Source organism: Candidatus Sulfotelmatobacter sp., from assembly GCA_035504415.1.
Classification (GTDB): domain Bacteria; phylum Vulcanimicrobiota; class Vulcanimicrobiia; order Vulcanimicrobiales; family Vulcanimicrobiaceae; genus Vulcanimicrobium.
Window position 1 is genome coordinate 262,663 of record DATJRY010000010.1, and the last position, 17,108, is coordinate 279,770.

The 17,108-nt window shown below is 70.1% G+C and carries 18 protein-coding genes, 1 tRNA gene and 1 pseudogene; 8 read left to right on the forward strand and 12 right to left on the reverse strand.

Annotation, left to right across the window (positions count from 1 at the left end; genetic code table 11):
- Nucleotides 1–74: 74 nt before the first annotated feature.
- The gene (locus VMD91_06150; protein ID HTW83630.1) at nucleotides 75–3,047 is read left to right on the forward strand and encodes a hypothetical protein; all 2,973 of its coding nucleotides are present in this window, start codon (nucleotides 75–77) and stop codon (nucleotides 3,045–3,047) included.
- A 5-nt stretch (nucleotides 3,048–3,052) separates the two neighbouring features.
- Here the strand turns inward: VMD91_06150 and VMD91_06155 are convergent, their stop codons facing one another.
- Nucleotides 3,053–4,726 (reverse strand): hypothetical protein, encoded by a 1,674-nt coding sequence (locus VMD91_06155; GenBank protein ID HTW83631.1) that lies wholly within the window; start codon nucleotides 4,724–4,726, stop codon nucleotides 3,053–3,055.
- A 146-nt stretch (nucleotides 4,727–4,872) separates the two neighbouring features.
- Between VMD91_06155 and VMD91_06160 the strand changes: the two genes are divergently transcribed.
- A complete protein-coding gene (locus VMD91_06160) occupies nucleotides 4,873–5,133 on the forward strand; it encodes a hypothetical protein (GenBank protein ID HTW83632.1) in 261 nt (86 codons plus the stop codon).
- A 7-nt stretch (nucleotides 5,134–5,140) separates the two neighbouring features.
- Here VMD91_06160 and VMD91_06165 read toward each other — a convergent pair whose 3' ends face one another.
- A complete protein-coding gene (locus VMD91_06165) occupies nucleotides 5,141–5,611 on the reverse strand; it encodes a hypothetical protein (protein HTW83633.1) in 471 nt (156 codons plus the stop codon).
- On the opposite strand from VMD91_06165, the gene VMD91_06170 reads away from it, so the two are divergent.
- Both VMD91_06170 and VMD91_06175 read left to right on the forward strand, forming a co-directional pair.
- Nucleotides 5,605–6,432, forward strand: coding sequence for a YihY/virulence factor BrkB family protein (locus VMD91_06170; protein HTW83634.1), 828 nt, complete (start codon nucleotides 5,605–5,607; stop codon nucleotides 6,430–6,432). The two genes, VMD91_06165 and VMD91_06170, sit on opposite strands and share 7 nt — an antisense overlap.
- Before the next feature lie 32 nt (nucleotides 6,433–6,464).
- Nucleotides 6,465–7,436, forward strand: coding sequence for a hypothetical protein (locus VMD91_06175; GenBank protein ID HTW83635.1), 972 nt, complete (start codon nucleotides 6,465–6,467; stop codon nucleotides 7,434–7,436).
- A gap of 3 nt (nucleotides 7,437–7,439) precedes the next feature.
- Here the strand turns inward: VMD91_06175 and rimM are convergent.
- The 9 genes and pseudogenes from rimM to VMD91_06220 all read right to left on the reverse strand — a co-directional run bounded on the left by rimM (nucleotide 7,440) and on the right by VMD91_06220 (nucleotide 13,889).
- A pseudogene (rimM, locus tag VMD91_06180) lies at nucleotides 7,440–7,937 on the reverse strand (ribosome maturation factor RimM).
- A gap of 13 nt (nucleotides 7,938–7,950) precedes the next feature.
- Nucleotides 7,951–8,511 (reverse strand): KH domain-containing protein, encoded by a 561-nt coding sequence (locus VMD91_06185; GenBank protein ID HTW83636.1) that lies wholly within the window; start codon nucleotides 8,509–8,511, stop codon nucleotides 7,951–7,953.
- Nucleotide 8,512: 1 nt separating this feature from the next.
- Nucleotides 8,513–8,806 (reverse strand): 30S ribosomal protein S16, encoded by a 294-nt coding sequence (gene rpsP, locus VMD91_06190; GenBank protein HTW83637.1) that lies wholly within the window; start codon nucleotides 8,804–8,806, stop codon nucleotides 8,513–8,515.
- A 21-nt stretch (nucleotides 8,807–8,827) separates the two neighbouring features.
- A complete protein-coding gene (ffh, locus tag VMD91_06195) occupies nucleotides 8,828–10,156 on the reverse strand; it encodes a signal recognition particle protein (GenBank protein ID HTW83638.1) in 1,329 nt (442 codons plus the stop codon).
- A gap of 57 nt (nucleotides 10,157–10,213) precedes the next feature.
- Nucleotides 10,214–10,462, reverse strand: coding sequence for an acyl carrier protein (locus tag VMD91_06200; protein ID HTW83639.1), 249 nt, complete (start codon nucleotides 10,460–10,462; stop codon nucleotides 10,214–10,216).
- A 38-nt stretch (nucleotides 10,463–10,500) separates the two neighbouring features.
- On the reverse strand, nucleotides 10,501–11,241 hold the full coding sequence (fabG, locus tag VMD91_06205; protein HTW83640.1) for a 3-oxoacyl-ACP reductase FabG: 741 nt from the start codon (nucleotides 11,239–11,241) through the stop codon (nucleotides 10,501–10,503).
- Nucleotides 11,238–12,185 carry an ACP S-malonyltransferase gene (fabD, locus tag VMD91_06210; protein HTW83641.1) on the reverse strand — a complete coding sequence of 316 codons (948 nt, stop codon included), beginning with the start codon at nucleotides 12,183–12,185 and terminating at the stop codon, nucleotides 11,238–11,240. Before fabD ends, fabG begins: the two co-directional genes overlap by 4 nt.
- Nucleotides 12,186–12,190: 5 nt before the next feature.
- Complete coding sequence (locus tag VMD91_06215; GenBank protein HTW83642.1) at nucleotides 12,191–13,198, reverse strand: beta-ketoacyl-ACP synthase III; 1,008 nt, start codon at nucleotides 13,196–13,198, stop codon at nucleotides 12,191–12,193.
- Between the two features lie 175 nt (nucleotides 13,199–13,373).
- A complete protein-coding gene (locus tag VMD91_06220) occupies nucleotides 13,374–13,889 on the reverse strand; it encodes a DUF177 domain-containing protein (protein ID HTW83643.1) in 516 nt (171 codons plus the stop codon).
- Between the two features lie 107 nt (nucleotides 13,890–13,996).
- Here VMD91_06220 and VMD91_06225 point away from each other — a divergent pair, with 107 nt between their 5' ends.
- The 4 genes from VMD91_06225 to VMD91_06240 all read left to right on the forward strand — a co-directional run bounded on the left by VMD91_06225 (nucleotide 13,997) and on the right by VMD91_06240 (nucleotide 15,222).
- Nucleotides 13,997–14,371 carry a hypothetical protein gene (locus tag VMD91_06225; GenBank protein HTW83644.1) on the forward strand — a complete coding sequence of 125 codons (375 nt, stop codon included), beginning with the start codon at nucleotides 13,997–13,999 and terminating at the stop codon, nucleotides 14,369–14,371.
- A 9-nt stretch (nucleotides 14,372–14,380) separates the two neighbouring features.
- Complete coding sequence (locus VMD91_06230) at nucleotides 14,381–14,752, forward strand: hypothetical protein (GenBank protein ID HTW83645.1); 372 nt, start codon at nucleotides 14,381–14,383, stop codon at nucleotides 14,750–14,752.
- Entirely contained in the window at nucleotides 14,752–15,063 is a 312-nt protein-coding gene (locus VMD91_06235) for a hypothetical protein (GenBank protein HTW83646.1), read from the forward strand. The genes VMD91_06230 and VMD91_06235 overlap by 1 nt, the downstream gene beginning before the upstream one ends.
- A gap of 82 nt (nucleotides 15,064–15,145) precedes the next feature.
- A tRNA-Ile gene (locus VMD91_06240) sits at nucleotides 15,146–15,222 on the forward strand.
- A 2-nt stretch (nucleotides 15,223–15,224) separates the two neighbouring features.
- Here the strand turns inward: VMD91_06240 and VMD91_06245 are convergent.
- Nucleotides 15,225–17,072, reverse strand: coding sequence for a bifunctional diguanylate cyclase/phosphodiesterase (locus VMD91_06245; protein ID HTW83647.1), 1,848 nt, complete (start codon nucleotides 17,070–17,072; stop codon nucleotides 15,225–15,227).
- Nucleotides 17,073–17,108 lie beyond the last annotated feature (36 nt).

Sequence of the window (17,108 nt, forward strand, 5' to 3'; positions counted from 1 at the left end):
TCTTCGCCGCGTCGGTGCGCTTCGCCGTCCGGTGGAAGGCACGCCGAACCGGCGCGCGCAACGCGCCCGGAATGATGCGTCGTCTCGCCCCGTGTCTCGCGCTCGCGCTCGCGCTCGGCCCGGCCGTTCCGGCCGCCACCGCGGCGCAAGCCCCGCCCGATCCGGTCGCCGCGCTGCGCGACGTGCTGCATTGGCGGCCGATCGGGCCGTTCCGCGGCGGCCGTACCGTCGCGGTCACCGGCGTACCGGGGCGGCCCGACGAGTACTACATCGCGGCGGTCAACGGCGGCGTCTTCAAGACCGTCGACGGCGCGCGCACCTGGACGCCCATCTTCGACGATCAGCCGACCGCGTCGGTCGGCGCGATCGCCGTCGCGCCCTCGGCGCCCGACACCGTCTACGTCGGCAGCGGCGAGGGCCGCCAACGACCCGACCTCGCGGTCGGTGACGGGATCTACAAATCGACCGACGGCGGCGCGCACTGGACGCATCTCGGCTTACGCGACGGGCAGCAGATCGCGTGCATCGTGGTCGATCCGCACGATGCGAACCGCTTGTTCGTGGCGGTGCTCGGGCACCCGTACGGGCCGAACGCCGAGCGCGGCGTCTATCGTTCCACCGACGGCGGCGCGACCTTCGCGCGCGTGCTCGGTCCGAACGACGACGCCGGCGCGTTCGACCTCGCGCTCGATCCGCACGACGCGAACACGATCTACGCCTCGCTCTGGGCCGCGCGCCAGTCGCCGTGGGAGACGAGCGCGGGCGACTCGTTCGAGCGCCCCGACGCCGGCAGCGGGCTCTACAAGTCGACCGACGGCGGCACGACGTGGACGAAGCTCGCCGGCGGTCTGCCGGGCCTCGCCGACGGCGTCGGCCGCATCGAGGTCGCCGTCGCGCCGAGCAACGCTCAGCGCGTCTACGCCGCCGTCGACGCCGAGAAGAACGACGGTATCTACCGGTCCGACGACGCCGGTGCGACCTGGACGCATCTCAACGACACCGACCGCGTCACCGAACGCGGCGACGACCTGGCCGAGATCGCGGTCGATCCGCGCGATCCGAACGTCGTCTACGAAACCAACACCACGACCTACAAATCGGTCGACGGCGGCAAGACGTTCGAGGCGCTGCGCGGTGCGCCGGGCGGCGACGATTACCAGAACATCTGGATCTCGCCCGACGACCCGCGTACGATCCTGCTCGGGAGCGACCAAGGGGCGGTGCTCACCGTCGACGGCGGCGCGAGCTGGTCATCGTGGTACAACCAGCCGACGGCGCAGTTCTACCACGTCGCCGCCGACGACCGCTTTCCGTACCGTCTCTACGGCGGGCAACAGGAGAGCGGCAGCGCGGAGATCCTCACCCGCGGCAACGACGGCGCGGTCACCTTCCGCGACTGGCATCCGGTCGGCGTCGAAGAGTACGGCTACGTCGCACCTGACCCGCTGCACCCGGGGATCGTCTACGGCGGCAAGGTGACGCGCTACGACGAGCGCAGCGGACAGACGCGCGAGGTCGGTCCGGTCATCGGCTGGCGCGGCAATCCGCTCTACCGTTTCCGGCGCACCGCGCCGCTGGCGTTCTCGCCGGCCGATCCGCACGCGCTGTACCTGGGCGCCAACGTCGTCTTCGTCACCACCGACGGCGGCGAACACTGGCGCACCATCAGCCCCGATTTGACCCGCGCCGATCCCGCCAACACCCCCAACCTGGGCATCTTCGCGCAGACGGCCGCCGCGCGGCGGCCGCATCGCGGCGTGATCTACGCGCTCGGCCTCTCGCCACGCGACGCCAAGGTCGTCTGGGCCGGCACCGACGACGGGCTGGTGTGGCGCACCGCCGACGGCGGGGCGCACTGGGCCAACGTGACGCCGCCGGGCGTCGGGCCGTGGGCGAAGATCTCAATCATCGACGCCTCGCCGTTCGATACCGCCAGCGCCTACGTCGCCGTCAACCGCTTCCGGCTCGACGAGCAGCGGCCGCAGCTCTTCCGCACGCACGACGGCGGGAAGACCTGGACCGAGATCGACCGCGGCATCGAGGCCGCGCCGACGAACGTCGTGCGCGCCGATCCCAAGCGAGCCGGTCTGCTCTACGCCGGGACCGAACGCGGCGTGTGGGTCTCGTTCGACGACGGCGCCGCGTGGGAATCGCTGCGGCTGAACCTGCCGGCGACCTCGATCCGCGACCTGATCGTGCACGGCGACGACCTCGACGTCGCCACCCACGGGCGCGGCTTCTGGATCCTCGACGACGTGCGCCCGCTGCGCGACCGCGCCGCGCTGGCGTCGGCGACGCCCGTGCTGCTGCAGCCGCAACCGGTCTGGCGCGTGGAGCCGAACACCAACACCGACACGCCGCTGCCGCCCGACGAGCCGTTCTTCGCCAACGCGCCGGACGGGGCGTACCTGGACTACGTGCTGCCCCGCGCCGCGCAGCGCGTCACGCTGACGATCGCCGACGCCCACGGCGCGGTCGTCCGGCGGCTCTCGAGCGACGATCCGCTCACCTTCGCGGTCGATCCCAAGACGCTCGACGTCCCCGCCTGGTGGCTCGCGCCGCCGACCCGTCCGTCCGCGGCGGCCGGCGTGCACCGCTTCGTGTGGGACTTGCACCTGCCGCGTCCACGCAGCGAGGACTACTTCCCGACCATCGCGGCGATCCCGCACGCGACGCCGCTGGAGCCACAGGGCCCGCGCATCCCGCCGGGCACCTACACGGTCACCCTCGACGCGGACGGCGCGCGCTCGTCACGCTCGCTGCTGGTGCGCGAAGACCCGCGCGTCGTCGTGACGAGCGCCGACCTGCAAGCGCAGTACGCGCTGGCGAACGCGATCGTCGCCGACGCGAACGCGACGTATGACGCCGGGCGGCGCGTCGCCAAGACGAACGCCTTGCTCTCGCGCAACCTCGCTCGCGCCAACGGCACGCTGATCGGCCTGCTGTTCACCATCGAGGGCGCGGACGCGGCACCGACCCCCTCGCAGCGCGCCGCCTACGCGACCGCACACGCTCACGCGGCGGCGCTCCTGGCGCAGGCGAGGTAAGCGCGTTACGGGCTGACCGACACCGCGTACCCGCCGGCGACCGCGAGCAGGCTCGGCTGGTGCACGCCGGCGGGGATGCTCGTCGGCGTCCCCGTGTACGGCGGCACGAACTCTTGCACCATGTCGTTCCCGTAGTTGGCGACGAGCAGATCGCCGGCGCGGTCGAAGGCGAGCGCCGTGGGCTCATCCAGCCCGCTCGAGATCGTGGCGATCGGCGATCCCGTGAACGGCGGGGCGTACTCCGTCACCGTGTTGTTGCTGTTGTTCGCGACGTACAGATTGCCGCCGGCGTCGACCGCCACCGCATACGGGCCGTCGACGCCGACCGCGCCGTTGAGCGTCGTCGGCGTTCCGGTGTACGGCGGCGCGTAGACCGTCACGGTTCCGGCAACCCCTTCCACCACGAACAGGTCGCCGGCCGCGTCGAAGGTCACGTCGGTCGGGAAGGACACGCTGACCGACGTCGGCGTGCCGGTGTACGGCGGCGCGAAGACCGAAACGGACTCCTCGAGCAGAATCGCGAGCTCGCCGGCGGGGCTCAGCGCGATCGCGAATCCCGGATAGCTGCTCCCGGCGCTGGTCCCGACCACCGTCGGCGTGCCCGTGTACGGCGGCGCGAAGATTTCCGCCTGACCGAAGTTGCTCTCGACGAACAGGTCGCCGTTCGTTCCGACGACGTCGGCGTAACCAAAGCCCGCGAACGTCGAGCTGGGCGCGCCGCTGTACGGCGCGGTATACTCGGCGACGCTGCCGCTCTGGATCGATGCGAAGAGGTCGCCGGTGGCATCGCTCGCGATGCCCTGAACGGCCCCCGGGTTCTGCAGCACCGTGTAGCCGTCGTTTGCGTACGGCGTCGGGTGCGCGGCGATGCCGTCGGTCGTGTGGGACGCGACGAAGAACGGCAGCGTGCTGGTCAAGGTGACGTTCGCAGTGCAGACGGCGCCGCCGAGCGCGCACGCATTGGTTACGCCGCTGCCGCCGTAGGCGGCGGTCACGGTCAGCACCGCGGTTCCCGCGGTACTCGGCACGACGGTCGCGACGTTGGGCGCGGTCGTCGACGGTTGCGTGATCGTCACCGCGATCCCGCTGGACTGCGCGACGGTAAAGCTCGGCGCGCCCGGTCCGATGATCAGGTTCTCGTCGGCGTCGTACGCGTTGACGACCAGCTGGTTCGACGAGCCCGGCAAGAGCTGCGCCGTGACGGCTGCCGGCACGCCGGAGAGGACGAGCGGGACGGTCGTGTTCGTGCCGGCAGAGACGGTGAAGGCGATGCTCTGCGCCGTCGAGAGCGCGCTGCGGGCGGCGTCTTCCGCGGTCAGCGTCGCGACGTAGCTGCCGGCACCGAGCGAGATCGTCAGCTGACATTGCGTCGAGGCCAGCGTGCTGCTGCAGCCGGCGGAGGTCGGCGTGAGCGGGATCGTCGTGGGGTATCCGGCGACCGGCGTGCCGCCTTGCGTGATGTCGATCGCGAGCTGAGTCGTCGCCGGCGAGATGTACTGCGGGGCGCGGCGGTTCGACGCCCCGCTCGCCTTCGGAACGTCGATCGCGAACGTCACCCGCTGCTTCTGCGCCGCCTGCGCAGCGCCGGGCAGGCTTGCGCCTACCCCGCGGCCGCCGCCGCAGCCCGCCAAGCCGACGGCGCACGCGACGGCGCACGCCAAAAGAAACCCCTGTCGCATCCGGACCCCATCCTCAACGAGCGAGTCGATCGGGCCTGCGTTCTCGCGCGGCCATGCCTGGTACTCCCTTGCGTCAGGACGATCTGTCACGTACCGCTCGAACCGACGACCCGGAGACGTCCCCTCGCACCGGGAAGGAGGCCGCTATGAACGATTCCGGTCGGCCTGCTGTTCCTCACCCGCCCTACGACGAGCTGCGCGGCGCGCTCGGCGAGGACGACGACGCCCAAGGCGCGATCGACGCGCTGCAGGCCGACATGGAGGCACCGCGGCCCGACCCGAAGGCGCTACACAGCCACCTCTCGCTGCTGCGCGCGCTGCCCGAGCTCGAGGCGCGGATCGCGAACTGGTGGGACGCGCCCGAGACGCAAGCCTGGGTCAAGCAGATCACGGACTCGGGCTTGTAGGGACCGGCTAGGACGGCAGCGCGGGGATCGCCGTGCGCCGCGGCATCGGGACGCCGGAGAGGATCGGCCGCGGGCTCGCGGTCGGTGGCGGCGTCGCCGGCAGCAGCGTCGGGACCGGGCCCGGCGTCCCGGTCGGCGGCGTCGGGGTCGGGAGCGGCGCCGCACGCGGGAAGCTGAGCGCCAGCGTGCGCGCGCGGGGATCCCACCACACCCGCGCCCCCAGGCAACGCGCCAACGGTGCCAGCAGCACCAGCGGAGGATCGCCCGCGGTCACCGGCGCCGCCGTGCACGTCGCGCCGCCGCGTCGCGCGATCAGCGTGCCGTCGGCGTCGACGGCGACCCGGTCGGCGAACGCCGCCACCAGGCGCGGCGGCCCGGCCACGTGTCCGGCGACGACGAGAGCGGGCGGCACCGAGGGAACGAACGATCCGTCGACCACGACGGCGGCCAGAGCGAGGAGGTGAAGCGGCGATGTCACGCTGGGTGGAGGTCTTTCGCGCCGCGGGCGCGCGCTTCTCCGCGCAGGGGTCGGCCTTCACCGCGCAGGCGATCGCCTACACCGCCCTCTTCGCGCTGGTCCCGCTCACGTTGGTCGGCGTCTCGCTGCTGGCGTTCGCGTTCGGCACCGCCGACGGCATCGCGCAAGCGAATCGAGCGATCTTGTTCTACGTCCCCGCGCTCTACGATCTGCTGGCCAGCAACTTGCAGACGATCGTGCGTTATCGCGGCGTCTCCGGCGTGGTCGGCTTCGTCGGCTTGGCGTGGGGCGGCAAGAACCTGTTCCAAGCGCTGACCTACGCGCTGAACCGCTCGCTGGGGCTGGAGCACCAGCGCAGCCTCGTCTGGCAGGTCGCGATCGCGCTCACGCTGGTGCCGATCGCGGGCGTCGTGATCGCGCTGGCGACCGCGTTGCCGATCATCATCACGCTCGGCGTGCAATTCGCGGGCTTGGAATCCCTGCGCTGGGCGCCGCAGATCGCCTCGTACGGCGCGTCGTTCGCACTGGTCTTCGTGGTCTGCGCGCTGCTCTACGCCTATTTGCCGAACCGTCAGCCGAGCTGGCCCGCCGTCTGCGCCGGCGCCGCGGTCGCGGCACTCGGCTACTCGATCGCGCAGATCGCCTACGCCATCTACACGACGTACGCCGCGTACGCGTTCCAGATCTACGGCGCGCTCTCGGCGCTGTTCGTCCTGCTGCTCTGGCTGGACGTCATCGGGGTCGTCTTCTTGTTCGGCGCGCACGTCAGCGCGGCGTGGCACGAGCACGTCAAAACGCGCAAGCTGCCGCTGGCGTCGTAAGGGATCGCATGGTGCGCGCCGAACCCTCACGGGTGCGTCGTCTCCTCGTCGTCCTGCTCGCCGCGTCGTTCGGTTTGCCGCTCTTGGCAGCCGGGCCGTCGTCGATCCTCACCAACAAGCCGGTGGTGATGGTCTTCCCGTTCACGCCGAACGGCAGCTCGATCGACCGCGAGGCGGTGGCCTCGCTGGCGGTGCTGTTGGCCCAGCAGATGGCGAACACCGGCAAGGTCTCGGTCGTCCCGGCGCCGCCCGGTACCGATCGCCCGGCGTATCTCGAAGCGGCACGCAAAGGCGCCGCCGACTACTACGTGGCGGGCTTCATCTCACCGCTGGGCAACGGCGCATCGCTCGTCGAGCAGGTCGTGAGCACGAGCACCGGGATCGTCGTCTTCAGCCACAGCGCGCAGATCAACACCGTCGCCGACGCCGCCAGCGAGGGCGTCGATCTCGCCGACTGGCTCGGCATCTACTCGAACCGCGCGTTCGCGGACGTCGGCACGCCGCCGCCGGCGCCGACGGCGGCGCCGACCGCGGGCAACGAAGCGAACCTGAGCGGCTTGACCAAGCTGTTCCACAAGCGGTCGGGCGGTGCGGCGCCGGCCGCGTCCGCCGCACCGGCGTCCGCGGCGCGCGGCACCGCCGTCGCCGCGGCGCCGAATCCGGCCGAGTACACCGTGCTCCCGGTCGGCGGATCGGCCGACGCGAGCTTGCGCACCGCCGCCGCGCAAGTGCTGGCCGAGCGCGCGCACGGGCTGCGCGCGGAGAGCGGCGCGGCCGCCTGCAGCGCCCACCCCGACACCAAGCTGGTGACCGGCACGCTGGCCACCAAAGCCGCAGGCTTCGGCACCACCCGCGCGACCTTCGCGCTCAAAGTCTCGGTCTGCGGCGGCGTGACGCTCTGGAGCCAGAGCACGAGCGAGCGCGGCAAGCCCACCCAAGCGACGGAGAAAGCCGTCTCCGACGCACTCGCCGGCTACTTCACCGCCGCCAAGCGCCCGTCATAGCGGCTACGCCTCTTCGGCCGCGGCGGGGTCGAGCAAACCGGGCGGAAGCGCGACCGTGATCCGCTTCGCGTCGACGTCGATCGCGCGCACGAACGCGCGCACCAGCGGCACCATCGCACGCCGTTCCCCGACCACCAGGACGTCCTGCGCGCCGTGGTGCTCGACCGCGCGCACGGTGCCGAGCGCCGTCCCGTCTTCGTCGACCAGCTGACAACCGATCAAGTCGTCGTCGAAGTACTCGTCCGCGGCCATCGTCACCGCGTCGCGCGCGACGCTCAGCGTCGCGCCGACCAGCGCCTGGGCCGCGTCCACGTCGTCGACGCCGTCGAACGCCACCAGCGGGCGCCCTTGATGCCGGCGCAGCGAACGCACGCGCAGCTCGCGCGTGCTGCCGTCGCGCAGCCGTGCGCGAACGGCGAGGCCGACGGCGAAGGCGTCCGCGCCGGCCCGGCTGGCGTCGAGCTTCAGCTCGCCGCGCAGCGCGAAAACGCCGGCGATGCGGCCGGCGTTGACCTCAGTCGTCGCCGTTCGCCACGTCGGCGTCGCCGGCGTGCTCGGCTTCTTGTTCGAACTCGTCCTCGTCGTAGGCGACGATGTCGATCGCGATCCGGCCTTCGGCGCTGGCGCGCACCAGCGTGCGCAACGCTTGCGCGACGCGGCCGCTGCGCCCGATGACTTTGCCGAGATCTTCCTGGACGACGACCAGCTCGACGACGGGCCCTTTCGCGGTGTCGACCGTCTCGACCAGGACTTCGTTGGGGTGCGAGACCAGCTTGCGGGCCAGAAACGCCAACAGGTCGAGCGCGCGCTGCTGCGCGACGACCGGATCGGCCGCCTTGCGCGCGCCGCGGTCGGCACCGTACACGCGTCCTTCACGGCGGCGGTCGCCGCCCGGGCCGCCGGCCGTGCGATCGCGCGGGCCGCGGCCGCGCCGCGGGCGTTCGTCCTCGGGCTCGATGTCGTCGCTCGCCGCTTCGTCCGAGCCGATGCGCCGCGCGCCGAGCGTCGAGCGACGCTCCTCCTCCGTCTCCGACTCGTCGCCGAAGAGGCCGAACTCGTCGTCGAAGGCGCTCACGTCAGCTGCTCTTTGACTTCTTCGGTGCGCGCTTGGTCTCCGGGATCGGGCCGCGCTCGCACAGACCGAGCTCGGCGAACAGACGGCGAACGGGGTCGGACGGTTGTGCGCCCTTGGCCAGCCATTCCTTCGCCTTGGCCTCGTCGACGACGAGCGTGCGCGGTTCGGTGCGCGGATTGTAGTGCCCGAGGATCTCGATGAATCGGCCGTCGCGCGGCGAGCGCACGTCGGCGACCACGAAGCGGTACGTCGGTTGTTTCTTGGCGCCCATGCGCCGGAGTCTGATCTTGACCATGATTCTTTCTTGCTGAGGGATTTATCGGCCGATGCCGAGGGGGAGTCGTGGGAATCGGCCCTTCTTCATGCCGCCCAACTGTTTCATCATCTGACGCGAGGACTCGAACTGCTTGACGAGCCGGTTGACGTCGGATACTTGGGTGCCGCTGCCCAGCGCGATGCGCTTGCGGCGCGACCCGTTGAGGACTTCGGGACGTTCGCGCTCGCGGCGCGTCATCGAGCAGATGATCGCTTCGACCTTCTTGACGTCCCGCTCGTCGATGTCGACGTTCGGCATCGCCCGTGAAAGCCCGGGGATCATCTTCATGATGTCCGTCATCGAGCCCATCTTGCGCACTTGGCGCAGCTGCTCGAGAAAATCGTCCAGGGTGAACTGCGACTTGCGCAGCTTCTGCGCCAGCGCTTCCGCCTGCTGCTCGGAGTAGACGCTCTGCGTCTTCTCGATCAGCGTGAGGACGTCGCCCATCCCGAGGATGCGTGACGCCAGGCGGTCGGGATGGAACGGCTCGAGCGCCGTCACCTTCTCGCCGACGCCGACGAACTTGATCGGCGCGCCGGTCACCTTGTGGATGGAAAGCGCCGCGCCGCCGCGCGCATCGCCGTCCATCTTGGTGAGAATGACGCCCGTGATGCCCAGCCGCTGGTCGAAGGTCTTGGCGACGTTGACCGCTTCCTGACCGGTCATCGCGTCGGCGACGAACAGGATCTCGGTCGGCTTGACGGCGGCCTTGATCTTCTCGAGCTCCTCCATGAGGCGCTCGTCGATCTGCAGCCGGCCGGCCGTGTCGATGATGACGGTCGGAATGCCCAGCCGCTTCGCTTCGGCGACGCCGTCGCGCGCGATCTTCACCGGATCGCCCGCACCCTCGTCGAACACGGGCAGATCGATCTGCTTGCCGAGCGTGTGCAGCTGCTCGATGGCGGCCGGCCGGTAGACGTCGGCGGCGACCAGCAGCGTGCGGCGGCCCTGCTCCTTCAACCGCAGCGCGAGCTTCCCCGCGTGGGTGGTCTTGCCGGAACCCTGCAGCCCGACCATGAGGTAGACCGTCGGCGGCGCGTCGGCGTATTTCAGCCGCGCTTCGGCCCCGCCCATCAGCTCGACCAGCTCGTCGTGGACGAGCTTGACGACCGTCTGCGCCGGCGTCAGCGAGGTCAGGACGTCGGACCCGACGGCCCGCTCCTTGATCGCCGCGACGAAGTCTTTGGCGACCGGCAGCGCGACGTCGGCCTCGAGCAGCGCGACCCGAACTTCGCGCAGCACGTCGTTAACGTCCGACTCGGTGAGTCGGCCGCGGTTCGCCAGCCGGTCGAAGATCGCGCCTAAGCGCTCGGAGAGGGCCTCGAGCATATTTCCTTTACGCGGCGGCTCGACCGAAGGCCGAACGCTTCACGGAACGTGAAGCCACTATTCCTTGGCCGCCGCGACGGAGTCGATCTTGGTGACGGCGTCGCCGACCGTCTTGATCTTCTCGGCTTCTTCATCGGGGATGTCGATGCCGAATTCGGTCTCGAACGCCATCACGAGCTCGACCTGGTCGAGCGAGTCCGCGCCCAAATCGTCCGTGATCGACGCCTCGGGCGTGACTTCGTTCTCTTCGACGCCGAGTTGCTCGACGATGATCTTCTTGACGCGATCGAAGGTGTCGGCAGCCATGCTTTGTTCCGTTTCTCCTGAAGAACGCTGACGCGTGTTTACGTGAGGTATCCGCCGTCGACGACCACGGTTTGGCCGGAGACGTATCGGGCGGAGTCCGAAGCGAGGAAGGTGACCACAGGGGCAACGTCCTCGGGCGCCCCGGCACGGCCGAGGGCGATCGAGCGCAGGTAGTGTTCCCGGGCAGCGCCCGGCATCTCGGCGGTCATCGCGGTCTCGATGAGACCGGGAGCGACCGCGTTGACCCGAATGCCCCGCGACCCGAGTTCTTTCGCCAACGACTTGGCCAGGCCCAGCAAGCCGGCCTTGGTCGCCGCGTAGGCGCTTTGGCCGGCGTTCCCGGCCAGGCCGACGATCGACGAGACCAGGACGATGGAACCGCCGCGCTGCTTCATCATCGGCTTGGCGACCGCCGCGCAGAGGTAGAAGGCCGACTTGAGGTTGACGTCCAGCAAGCGGTCGAGGTCGGCGGCTTTGAAGCGCAGGATCAGGCCGTCGATCGACTGGCCGGCGTTGGCGACCGCGACGTCGATCCGGCCGTGTCGCCCCAGCACCGCGGCGATCGCCGCGTCGACGGCCGCCTGATCGGCGACGTCGCAGGTGAAGACGTCCGCGGCCGCGCCCGGCCGCGCCTCGCGGCAGGCCGCCTGCGTCTCCGCCAGCGCGCCGGGGTCGCGACCGATCAGCGCGAGGTCAGCACCCGCGCGGGCGAGGTCGACGGCGATGGCGCGGCCGATCCCCCGGCTCGCGCCGGTGACGACGGCGATCTTCCCGGTCATGACACGGAGGCGGGCGCCAGCAACGCGCGCAGCTTCTCGACGCCGGCGGCGTCGGAGACGGTCATCGCCTTGGGTGCGCCCTCGACCCGCTTCATCATCGGCCCGAGCACCGGCGATGCGGCGAACTCGACGATCAGGTCCAATTGCAGCGCGGAGAGCGCGAGCGCGACGTCGTGCCAGCGCACCTCGTCGGTGACGGAGCGGATCAGGTTGGCTTTGATCTGCTCGACGTCTTCGTACGGTTGCGCATCGACGTTGGAGATGACGGTGAAGCGCGGCAGCATGACGGTCGCGGCGCGCACGTGCGGCGCGAACTCCTCGCGCGCGGGATCCATCAGCGCGCTGTGCCACGCGCCCGAGACGTTGAGCGGGATGACGCGCTTGGCGCCCTTCTCCATCGCCAGCTCGCCCGCGACGCGCACCGCCGCGGCGTCGCCGCTGATGACGATTTGGCCGGGCGCGTTGAAGTTCGCCAGCTGCACGCGGCCGGCGCCGCGCGCGACGGCCTCGGCGACGGCGTCGCCGAGCGCCTGCGCGTCGAGCCCCAGCACGGCGGCCATCGCGCCCTGGGCCTTCTCGGCCGCACGGTGCATCGCCAGGCCGCGCTGGTTCACCAGTGCCAGCGCACTCTCGAAGGTCAGCGCGCCCGCCAGCGTGAGCGAATCGAACTCGCCGAACGAGTGCCCGGCCGACGCGACCGGGTCGAGGACGTCGCCGACCGCTTTGGCCAACGCGTAGTGCGCGACGAAGATCGCCGGCTGCGCGTAGCGCGTCTCGCGCAGCTTCTCTTCCGGCCCCTGCTCGCACAGGTTCAACAAGTCGTAGCCCAAGATCGTCTTCGCCGCCGCGAAGCACTGCGCGGCCGCCGGATACGCACGCGCCGCATCGACGCCCATACCCAGCTGTTGCGACCCCTGTCCGGGAAAAACGACCCCAACCCGCATGTTCTCTAGTGCCCCTTGCCGTTGGTGGACCAGCGCCAGGCCACGGCGCCCCAGCTCAGGCCGGCGCCGAAGCCGACGAACAGGATGATGTCGCCGTCGTGCAGCTTGCCGGCGGCGACCGTTTCGGAGAGCGCGATCGGAATCGAGGCCGCGCTGGTGTTGCCGTAGCGGTCGATGTTGACGACCACGCGCTCCGACGGCAAGTCCAAGTGCTTGGCGGCCGCGTCGATGATGCGGCGATTGGCCTGATGCGGGATCAGCCAGGTCACGTCTTTGGGTTCGATGCCGGCGTGCTCGAGCGCGGTGTTGGTCGAGTCGATCATCTTGGTGACCGCGAACCGGAAGACTTCGCGGCCGTTCATGACGATCGTGTTCTTCTTCTGCGCGATGTCGTCGCCGGTGAGCGGCGGGTGCGCGGTGCCGCTGAACGGGAGCAGCAGATCCTGCGGGCGCGAGCCGTCGGAGCCCAGCTCGGCGCCGAGAAAGCAATCGACGTCGCTCTGCTCGAGCACGACCGCGCCGGCGCCGTCGCCGAACAGGATCGCCGTCGAGCGGTCTTCGTAGTTGACCAGACGGGTCAGCTCTTCGGCGCCGACCAGCAGCACGCGCTTGAAGACGCGGCTGCGGACCAGGCTGGCGGCGACGGTCAAGCCGTAGATGAAGCCGCTGCAGCCGATCTCCATGTCGAACGCCGGCGTGCCGGGAACGCCGAGCTTGGCGGCCAGGACGCAGGCCGTGGCCGGGAACGCGTAGTCGGGCGTCACCGTGGCGATGATGACGCAATCCAACGCCGTCGCCGCGATGCCGGCGTTCGCCAGCGCGTGTTGCGCGGCGCCCAGCGCCAGATCGCTCGTCGGCTGATCGAGAGCGGCAGCGTGCCGCTCTTTCATGCCGGTCCGGGTCGTGATCCACTCGTCCGACGTATCGAACATCCGCTCGAGGTCGGCGTTGCTGATCACGCGCTCAGGGACGAAATGCCCGACCCCAGCGATCCGGACGCCGGTGTTCGTCAACGAACGTTCAAACTAGCCGTGGCTGTGGCCGGCGTGGTCGTCTTTCGGCTCGACGACCTGGCGGCCGTCGTACGTGCCGCAGAACGCGCACGCGAAATGCGGCCGCTTCGGCTGGTGGCACTGCGGACACTCGACCGTCGTGACGGCTTCGAGCTTCCAGTTCGCAGCGCGCCGGCTACGGGTCTTCGAACGAGGGGTCTTCCACTTGAGGTTTGCCATGATCGCCTTCCGTCGTCGCGGTCGGACAGGTGCACCCGCCGCCCGCGTTCTTGCTCCGTCCGCAGACGTCGCACAGTCCGCGGCACTCTTCCGTACACGTCCAGATCATCGGGAGCGCGCTGTCGACCAACTGTCGGACCAGATCGCCCACGTCCAGCGACGTGCCGCTCAGGACGTTGTTCTCCCCGAACGGATCGCTCGTACCGCCGGGCGGATCGAAGCGCTCCTCGACGTCGACCCGCAGCGGCGAGACGGCGTCCTCGAGGCACCGGTCGCAGGTGCCCGCGACGTCCACTTCGATGGTCCCGTCGATCTGCAAGCCTCGGTCGACGCGTTTCAGGTCCAGCCGAACGAGGGCCGGGTGCGGAAACGTGAACGAGGAGAACGGCGGAACCTCGACGTGCTCGTCGAGGACCATCGGGCGCCCCGCGAACAGCAGCGTCCCGACGTCGATGACCAGTGAAGAACCCATACCATAGAACGAGGCCCCCCGCGCGGAGAGACCCCATGCCAACCGAGATATGGTAGACCACCCCCGGACCCTTGTCAACGCAGGCGGTCGGCGTGAAGGGGAGCCGCATGGACACTCACTTCAGCGCTACCACCCCCTTCGCGGGCGGGGGAGCGATCCGTTCCTTCGGTCCGGCGGGCGCCGACGGACCCGCGCAAACCGGCGGGTCCACGATCACGCCGACCATCCTCGGGACCGGCAATACCGCCGGCCTGCTCGACTCGCTCGGGACCGGCTCTTCGGGCGCGACCGGCTCGTCGGGCGGCTCCTCGCTCGTCAACGCGCTCCAGGGGCTGGCCCAGCTGCTGCTGGGCGGCGGGGGCGGCAGCGGAGGCTCGGGCTTCCAGCTGAGCCTGCCCCAGTACCAGCCCATGGCGAAGCCCAACGAGCACGACACCAGCGACATCGCGCCCTCGCCGGCCGGCGGCGGCGGCGACGACTAGGGCTGCCCGATGGGACTCCTGAGCACGATCGGCGGCGCGCTGAGCGGCGCCGCCGAGGGCTCGATCTTCGGCAACCCGGTCAGCACGATCGGCGGCGGCATCATGGGCGCCCTGGGGCAGAGCGGCGCCAACACGGTGGGCGGTGCCAGCAACAGCTACCAGAACCTGATCAACGGCGGCTACTTAGGGGCCACCGAGGCCCTGGAAGCCCAGCAGATGACCTTCCAGCTCCAACTGCAAGCACAGTCGCAGCAGTTCGACGAGGTCACCTCGGAGCGCTCGGAGATCCTGCGCGAGTCGAACACGCTGCGCGAGGTCGCCATGGAGCAGCGCAAGGCTGACAACCAGATCACCCGCGAGTTCATCCGGACCATCGGCTGATGCAGGTCGTTCCGCTCCGCTCTCAACCGCCCGCCCGCGCGGCGACTCCGCGCGGTGCGGCCAAAAGCACGGCCACCGCCGCGCCGCACGCCGCCGCGGCGGCGCATCCGGCGACCGCGCACGCCGCCAAACCCGCCGACCGCCCCGTCACCACCGACGACGCGGACCTCATCGAGCGCCAGGCGGCCTTCGACCGCTTCATGCAGATGCGCGCCGAGCTCGACCGCGAGGCCAACGCCCTGCGCGAGCTGGCCATGGAGCAAATCAAGCGCGACGACTCGATCATGAACGCCTGGATCAAGCTGATCTAGCCGTCACCGGCGGGCTTCGCTCGTTTTTGGCGGGCGTTGACAACGGCGGAGCCCGCCCGTAAACTTAGTCGTCGTTCCCCTCGGGCCAATAGCTCAGTTGGTTAGAGCGCATGCTTGATAAGCATGAGGTCCCTGGTTCGAATCCAGGTTGGCCCACCAATTCAGACCTCGCGCAGCAAACGCTCACGCAGGTCGTCGAACGGCTGCGGCGGCGCGAGATGGAAGCCTTGCCCGTACCGGCAGCCGTGGGCGAGCGCCCACGCGATTTGCGCTTCCCGTTCGATCCCTTCGGCCAGCGTGGCGACGCCCAGTCGCCGGCCGAGCGAGCAGAGCATCTCACCGACGGCGGCGTCGCGCCCGTTCGACGGTTGCTCGTGCACGAACGTCCGGTCGATCTTCAGGATGTCGAACGGCAAGCGACGCAGGTATGGCAGTGAGGAGTGCCCGGTCCCGAAGTCGTCCAGTGCGACCGCAACGCCGAGCGCGCGCAGTTGGCTGAGCGCGTCGGCCGAGCGCGAGAGGTCTTCCATCGCGGCGGATTCCGTGACTTCGATGCCGAGATTCCGGGTGAGTCCGGGCCGGTGCTCGAGTGCGCGCCGCAGCTGGTCGACGAATGCTTCGTCGGCCAGATCCTTCGCCGAGATGTTCACGTAGCAGCGGAACTCGGCGGGGAGATGCGGCATGCGGCCGAGGTCGCGCAGCACCTCATCGATCACCCACGATGTGACGCGCCCGATGATGCCGGCGCGCTCCGCGAACGGGATGAACTCGCTCGGCGCGAGGAGACCGTGTTGCGGATGGTTCCACCGAATCAACGCCTCCGCTCCGGCGAGGCGACGGGATTCCAGCTCGAACGTCGGCTGATACACCAAGTGGAGCTCTTCGGTCTGAACCGCGCGGAGGAGATCCGCGCGGCTGATCCGACCGCGCTGGAACGCTTGCTCCATCGCGGCGTCGTAGCGCCGCACCGTCCCGGCACCCCGGCTCTTGCCGGCCTCGAGGGCGATATCGGCACGCCGCGCGAGGTCCTCGGCGCCTTGTCCGTCGTGCGGAAAGACGGCCACGCCGAACGACGCCGTCACGTCGATCGTCCGCGTCCCGTCTCGATCACCGGTACTGAAAGCTCGGGCGAAGCGGCGCTCGTACCGCGCAAGCCCCGCGGTGAGCGCGACATCGCAACCGGCGCCACGCATCAGAACGCCGAATCGATCCGCCGAGAGCCGCGCGACGAGGTCCGCCTCGTCGATGCCGTTCAGCTCCGCCGCCACTTCGACGAGCAGCTCGTCTCCGAACAGATGACCGTGCGCGCGATTGATCTCGCCGAAACCGTCGATGTCGACGATTGCAAGCGCGAACGGCGCTTGCGCTTCGATCGCCGAGCGGAGTGCGACCTGGAACTGGGTGCGGTTCGGCAGGCCGGTGAGCAGGTCGTGCTCGGCGGCGTAGCGCATGCGGTCGGATAGCCAGCGTCGGTGGAGGCGGTTCGCGAAGAGCGCTGCCAGCACGTCGACGTACGCGCGGTCGTCGTCACCGAAGGGGTCCCTGCTCATCGGCATCGGGGAGGCGAAGATGAGCAAATGCGTGGACCCGCCGACGGGGAAGCTCGTGCCGATGCAGCTGCCCCAGCCTTTCGCCCGCACCGCATCCAGGCTGATGCGGGTGAGCTCGTCCCAGGCGATGGCATGTCGCGCCGCCGCTACCTGCGCTGCGAGCGTCTGATGCACCGGTAGCGTATCGCCGGGCCCGAGAACGGCGAACGCGTCGCCTGCGGGTGGTCCCGCGAACGCGCACGCGTCGACGACGACGAGGCCGCCTTCGACGTGACTCAGATAGCCCGCGATCGGCACCTGCGGCCGTAGCGACGCGGCGCCGACCTCGAGCATCGCCTGGACCCAGGCGGCATCGTTGAGCCCGTCCAGCTCACCGCAGCGCGAGAGGCCCGCGAACCGTTCCGCCAGCAGGCGCGAGCGTCGCTCGGTGGCGGCGAGGACGGAAAGCACGGCGAGCATGGGACGACCCTAGCGCACGGCAATCCGGCTGCCGCA

What these genes read in the sequence shown, in the direction of transcription:
- VMD91_06150 (HTW83630.1), top strand. Translation starts at nt 75, where the DNA reads ATGCGTCGTCTCGCCCCGTGTCTCGCGCTCGCGCTCGCGCTCGGCCCG.
- VMD91_06155 (HTW83631.1), bottom strand. Translation starts at nt 4,726, where the DNA reads ATGCGACAGGGGTTTCTTTTGGCGTGCGCCGTCGCGTGCGCCGTCGGC.
- VMD91_06160 (HTW83632.1), top strand. Translation starts at nt 4,873, where the DNA reads ATGAACGATTCCGGTCGGCCTGCTGTTCCTCACCCGCCCTACGACGAG.
- VMD91_06170 (HTW83634.1), top strand. Translation starts at nt 5,605, where the DNA reads ATGTCACGCTGGGTGGAGGTCTTTCGCGCCGCGGGCGCGCGCTTCTCC.
- rpsP (HTW83637.1), bottom strand. Translation starts at nt 8,806, where the DNA reads ATGGTCAAGATCAGACTCCGGCGCATGGGCGCCAAGAAACAACCGACG.
- ffh (HTW83638.1), bottom strand. Translation starts at nt 10,156, where the DNA reads ATGCTCGAGGCCCTCTCCGAGCGCTTAGGCGCGATCTTCGACCGGCTG.
- VMD91_06200 (HTW83639.1), bottom strand. Translation starts at nt 10,462, where the DNA reads ATGGCTGCCGACACCTTCGATCGCGTCAAGAAGATCATCGTCGAGCAA.
- fabG (HTW83640.1), bottom strand. Translation starts at nt 11,241, where the DNA reads ATGACCGGGAAGATCGCCGTCGTCACCGGCGCGAGCCGGGGGATCGGC.
- fabD (HTW83641.1), bottom strand. Translation starts at nt 12,185, where the DNA reads ATGCGGGTTGGGGTCGTTTTTCCCGGACAGGGGTCGCAACAGCTGGGT.
- VMD91_06220 (HTW83643.1), bottom strand. Translation starts at nt 13,889, where the DNA reads ATGGGTTCTTCACTGGTCATCGACGTCGGGACGCTGCTGTTCGCGGGG.
- VMD91_06225 (HTW83644.1), top strand. Translation starts at nt 13,997, where the DNA reads ATGGACACTCACTTCAGCGCTACCACCCCCTTCGCGGGCGGGGGAGCG.
- VMD91_06230 (HTW83645.1), top strand. Translation starts at nt 14,381, where the DNA reads ATGGGACTCCTGAGCACGATCGGCGGCGCGCTGAGCGGCGCCGCCGAG.
- VMD91_06235 (HTW83646.1), top strand. Translation starts at nt 14,752, where the DNA reads ATGCAGGTCGTTCCGCTCCGCTCTCAACCGCCCGCCCGCGCGGCGACT.
- VMD91_06245 (HTW83647.1), bottom strand. Translation starts at nt 17,072, where the DNA reads ATGCTCGCCGTGCTTTCCGTCCTCGCCGCCACCGAGCGACGCTCGCGC.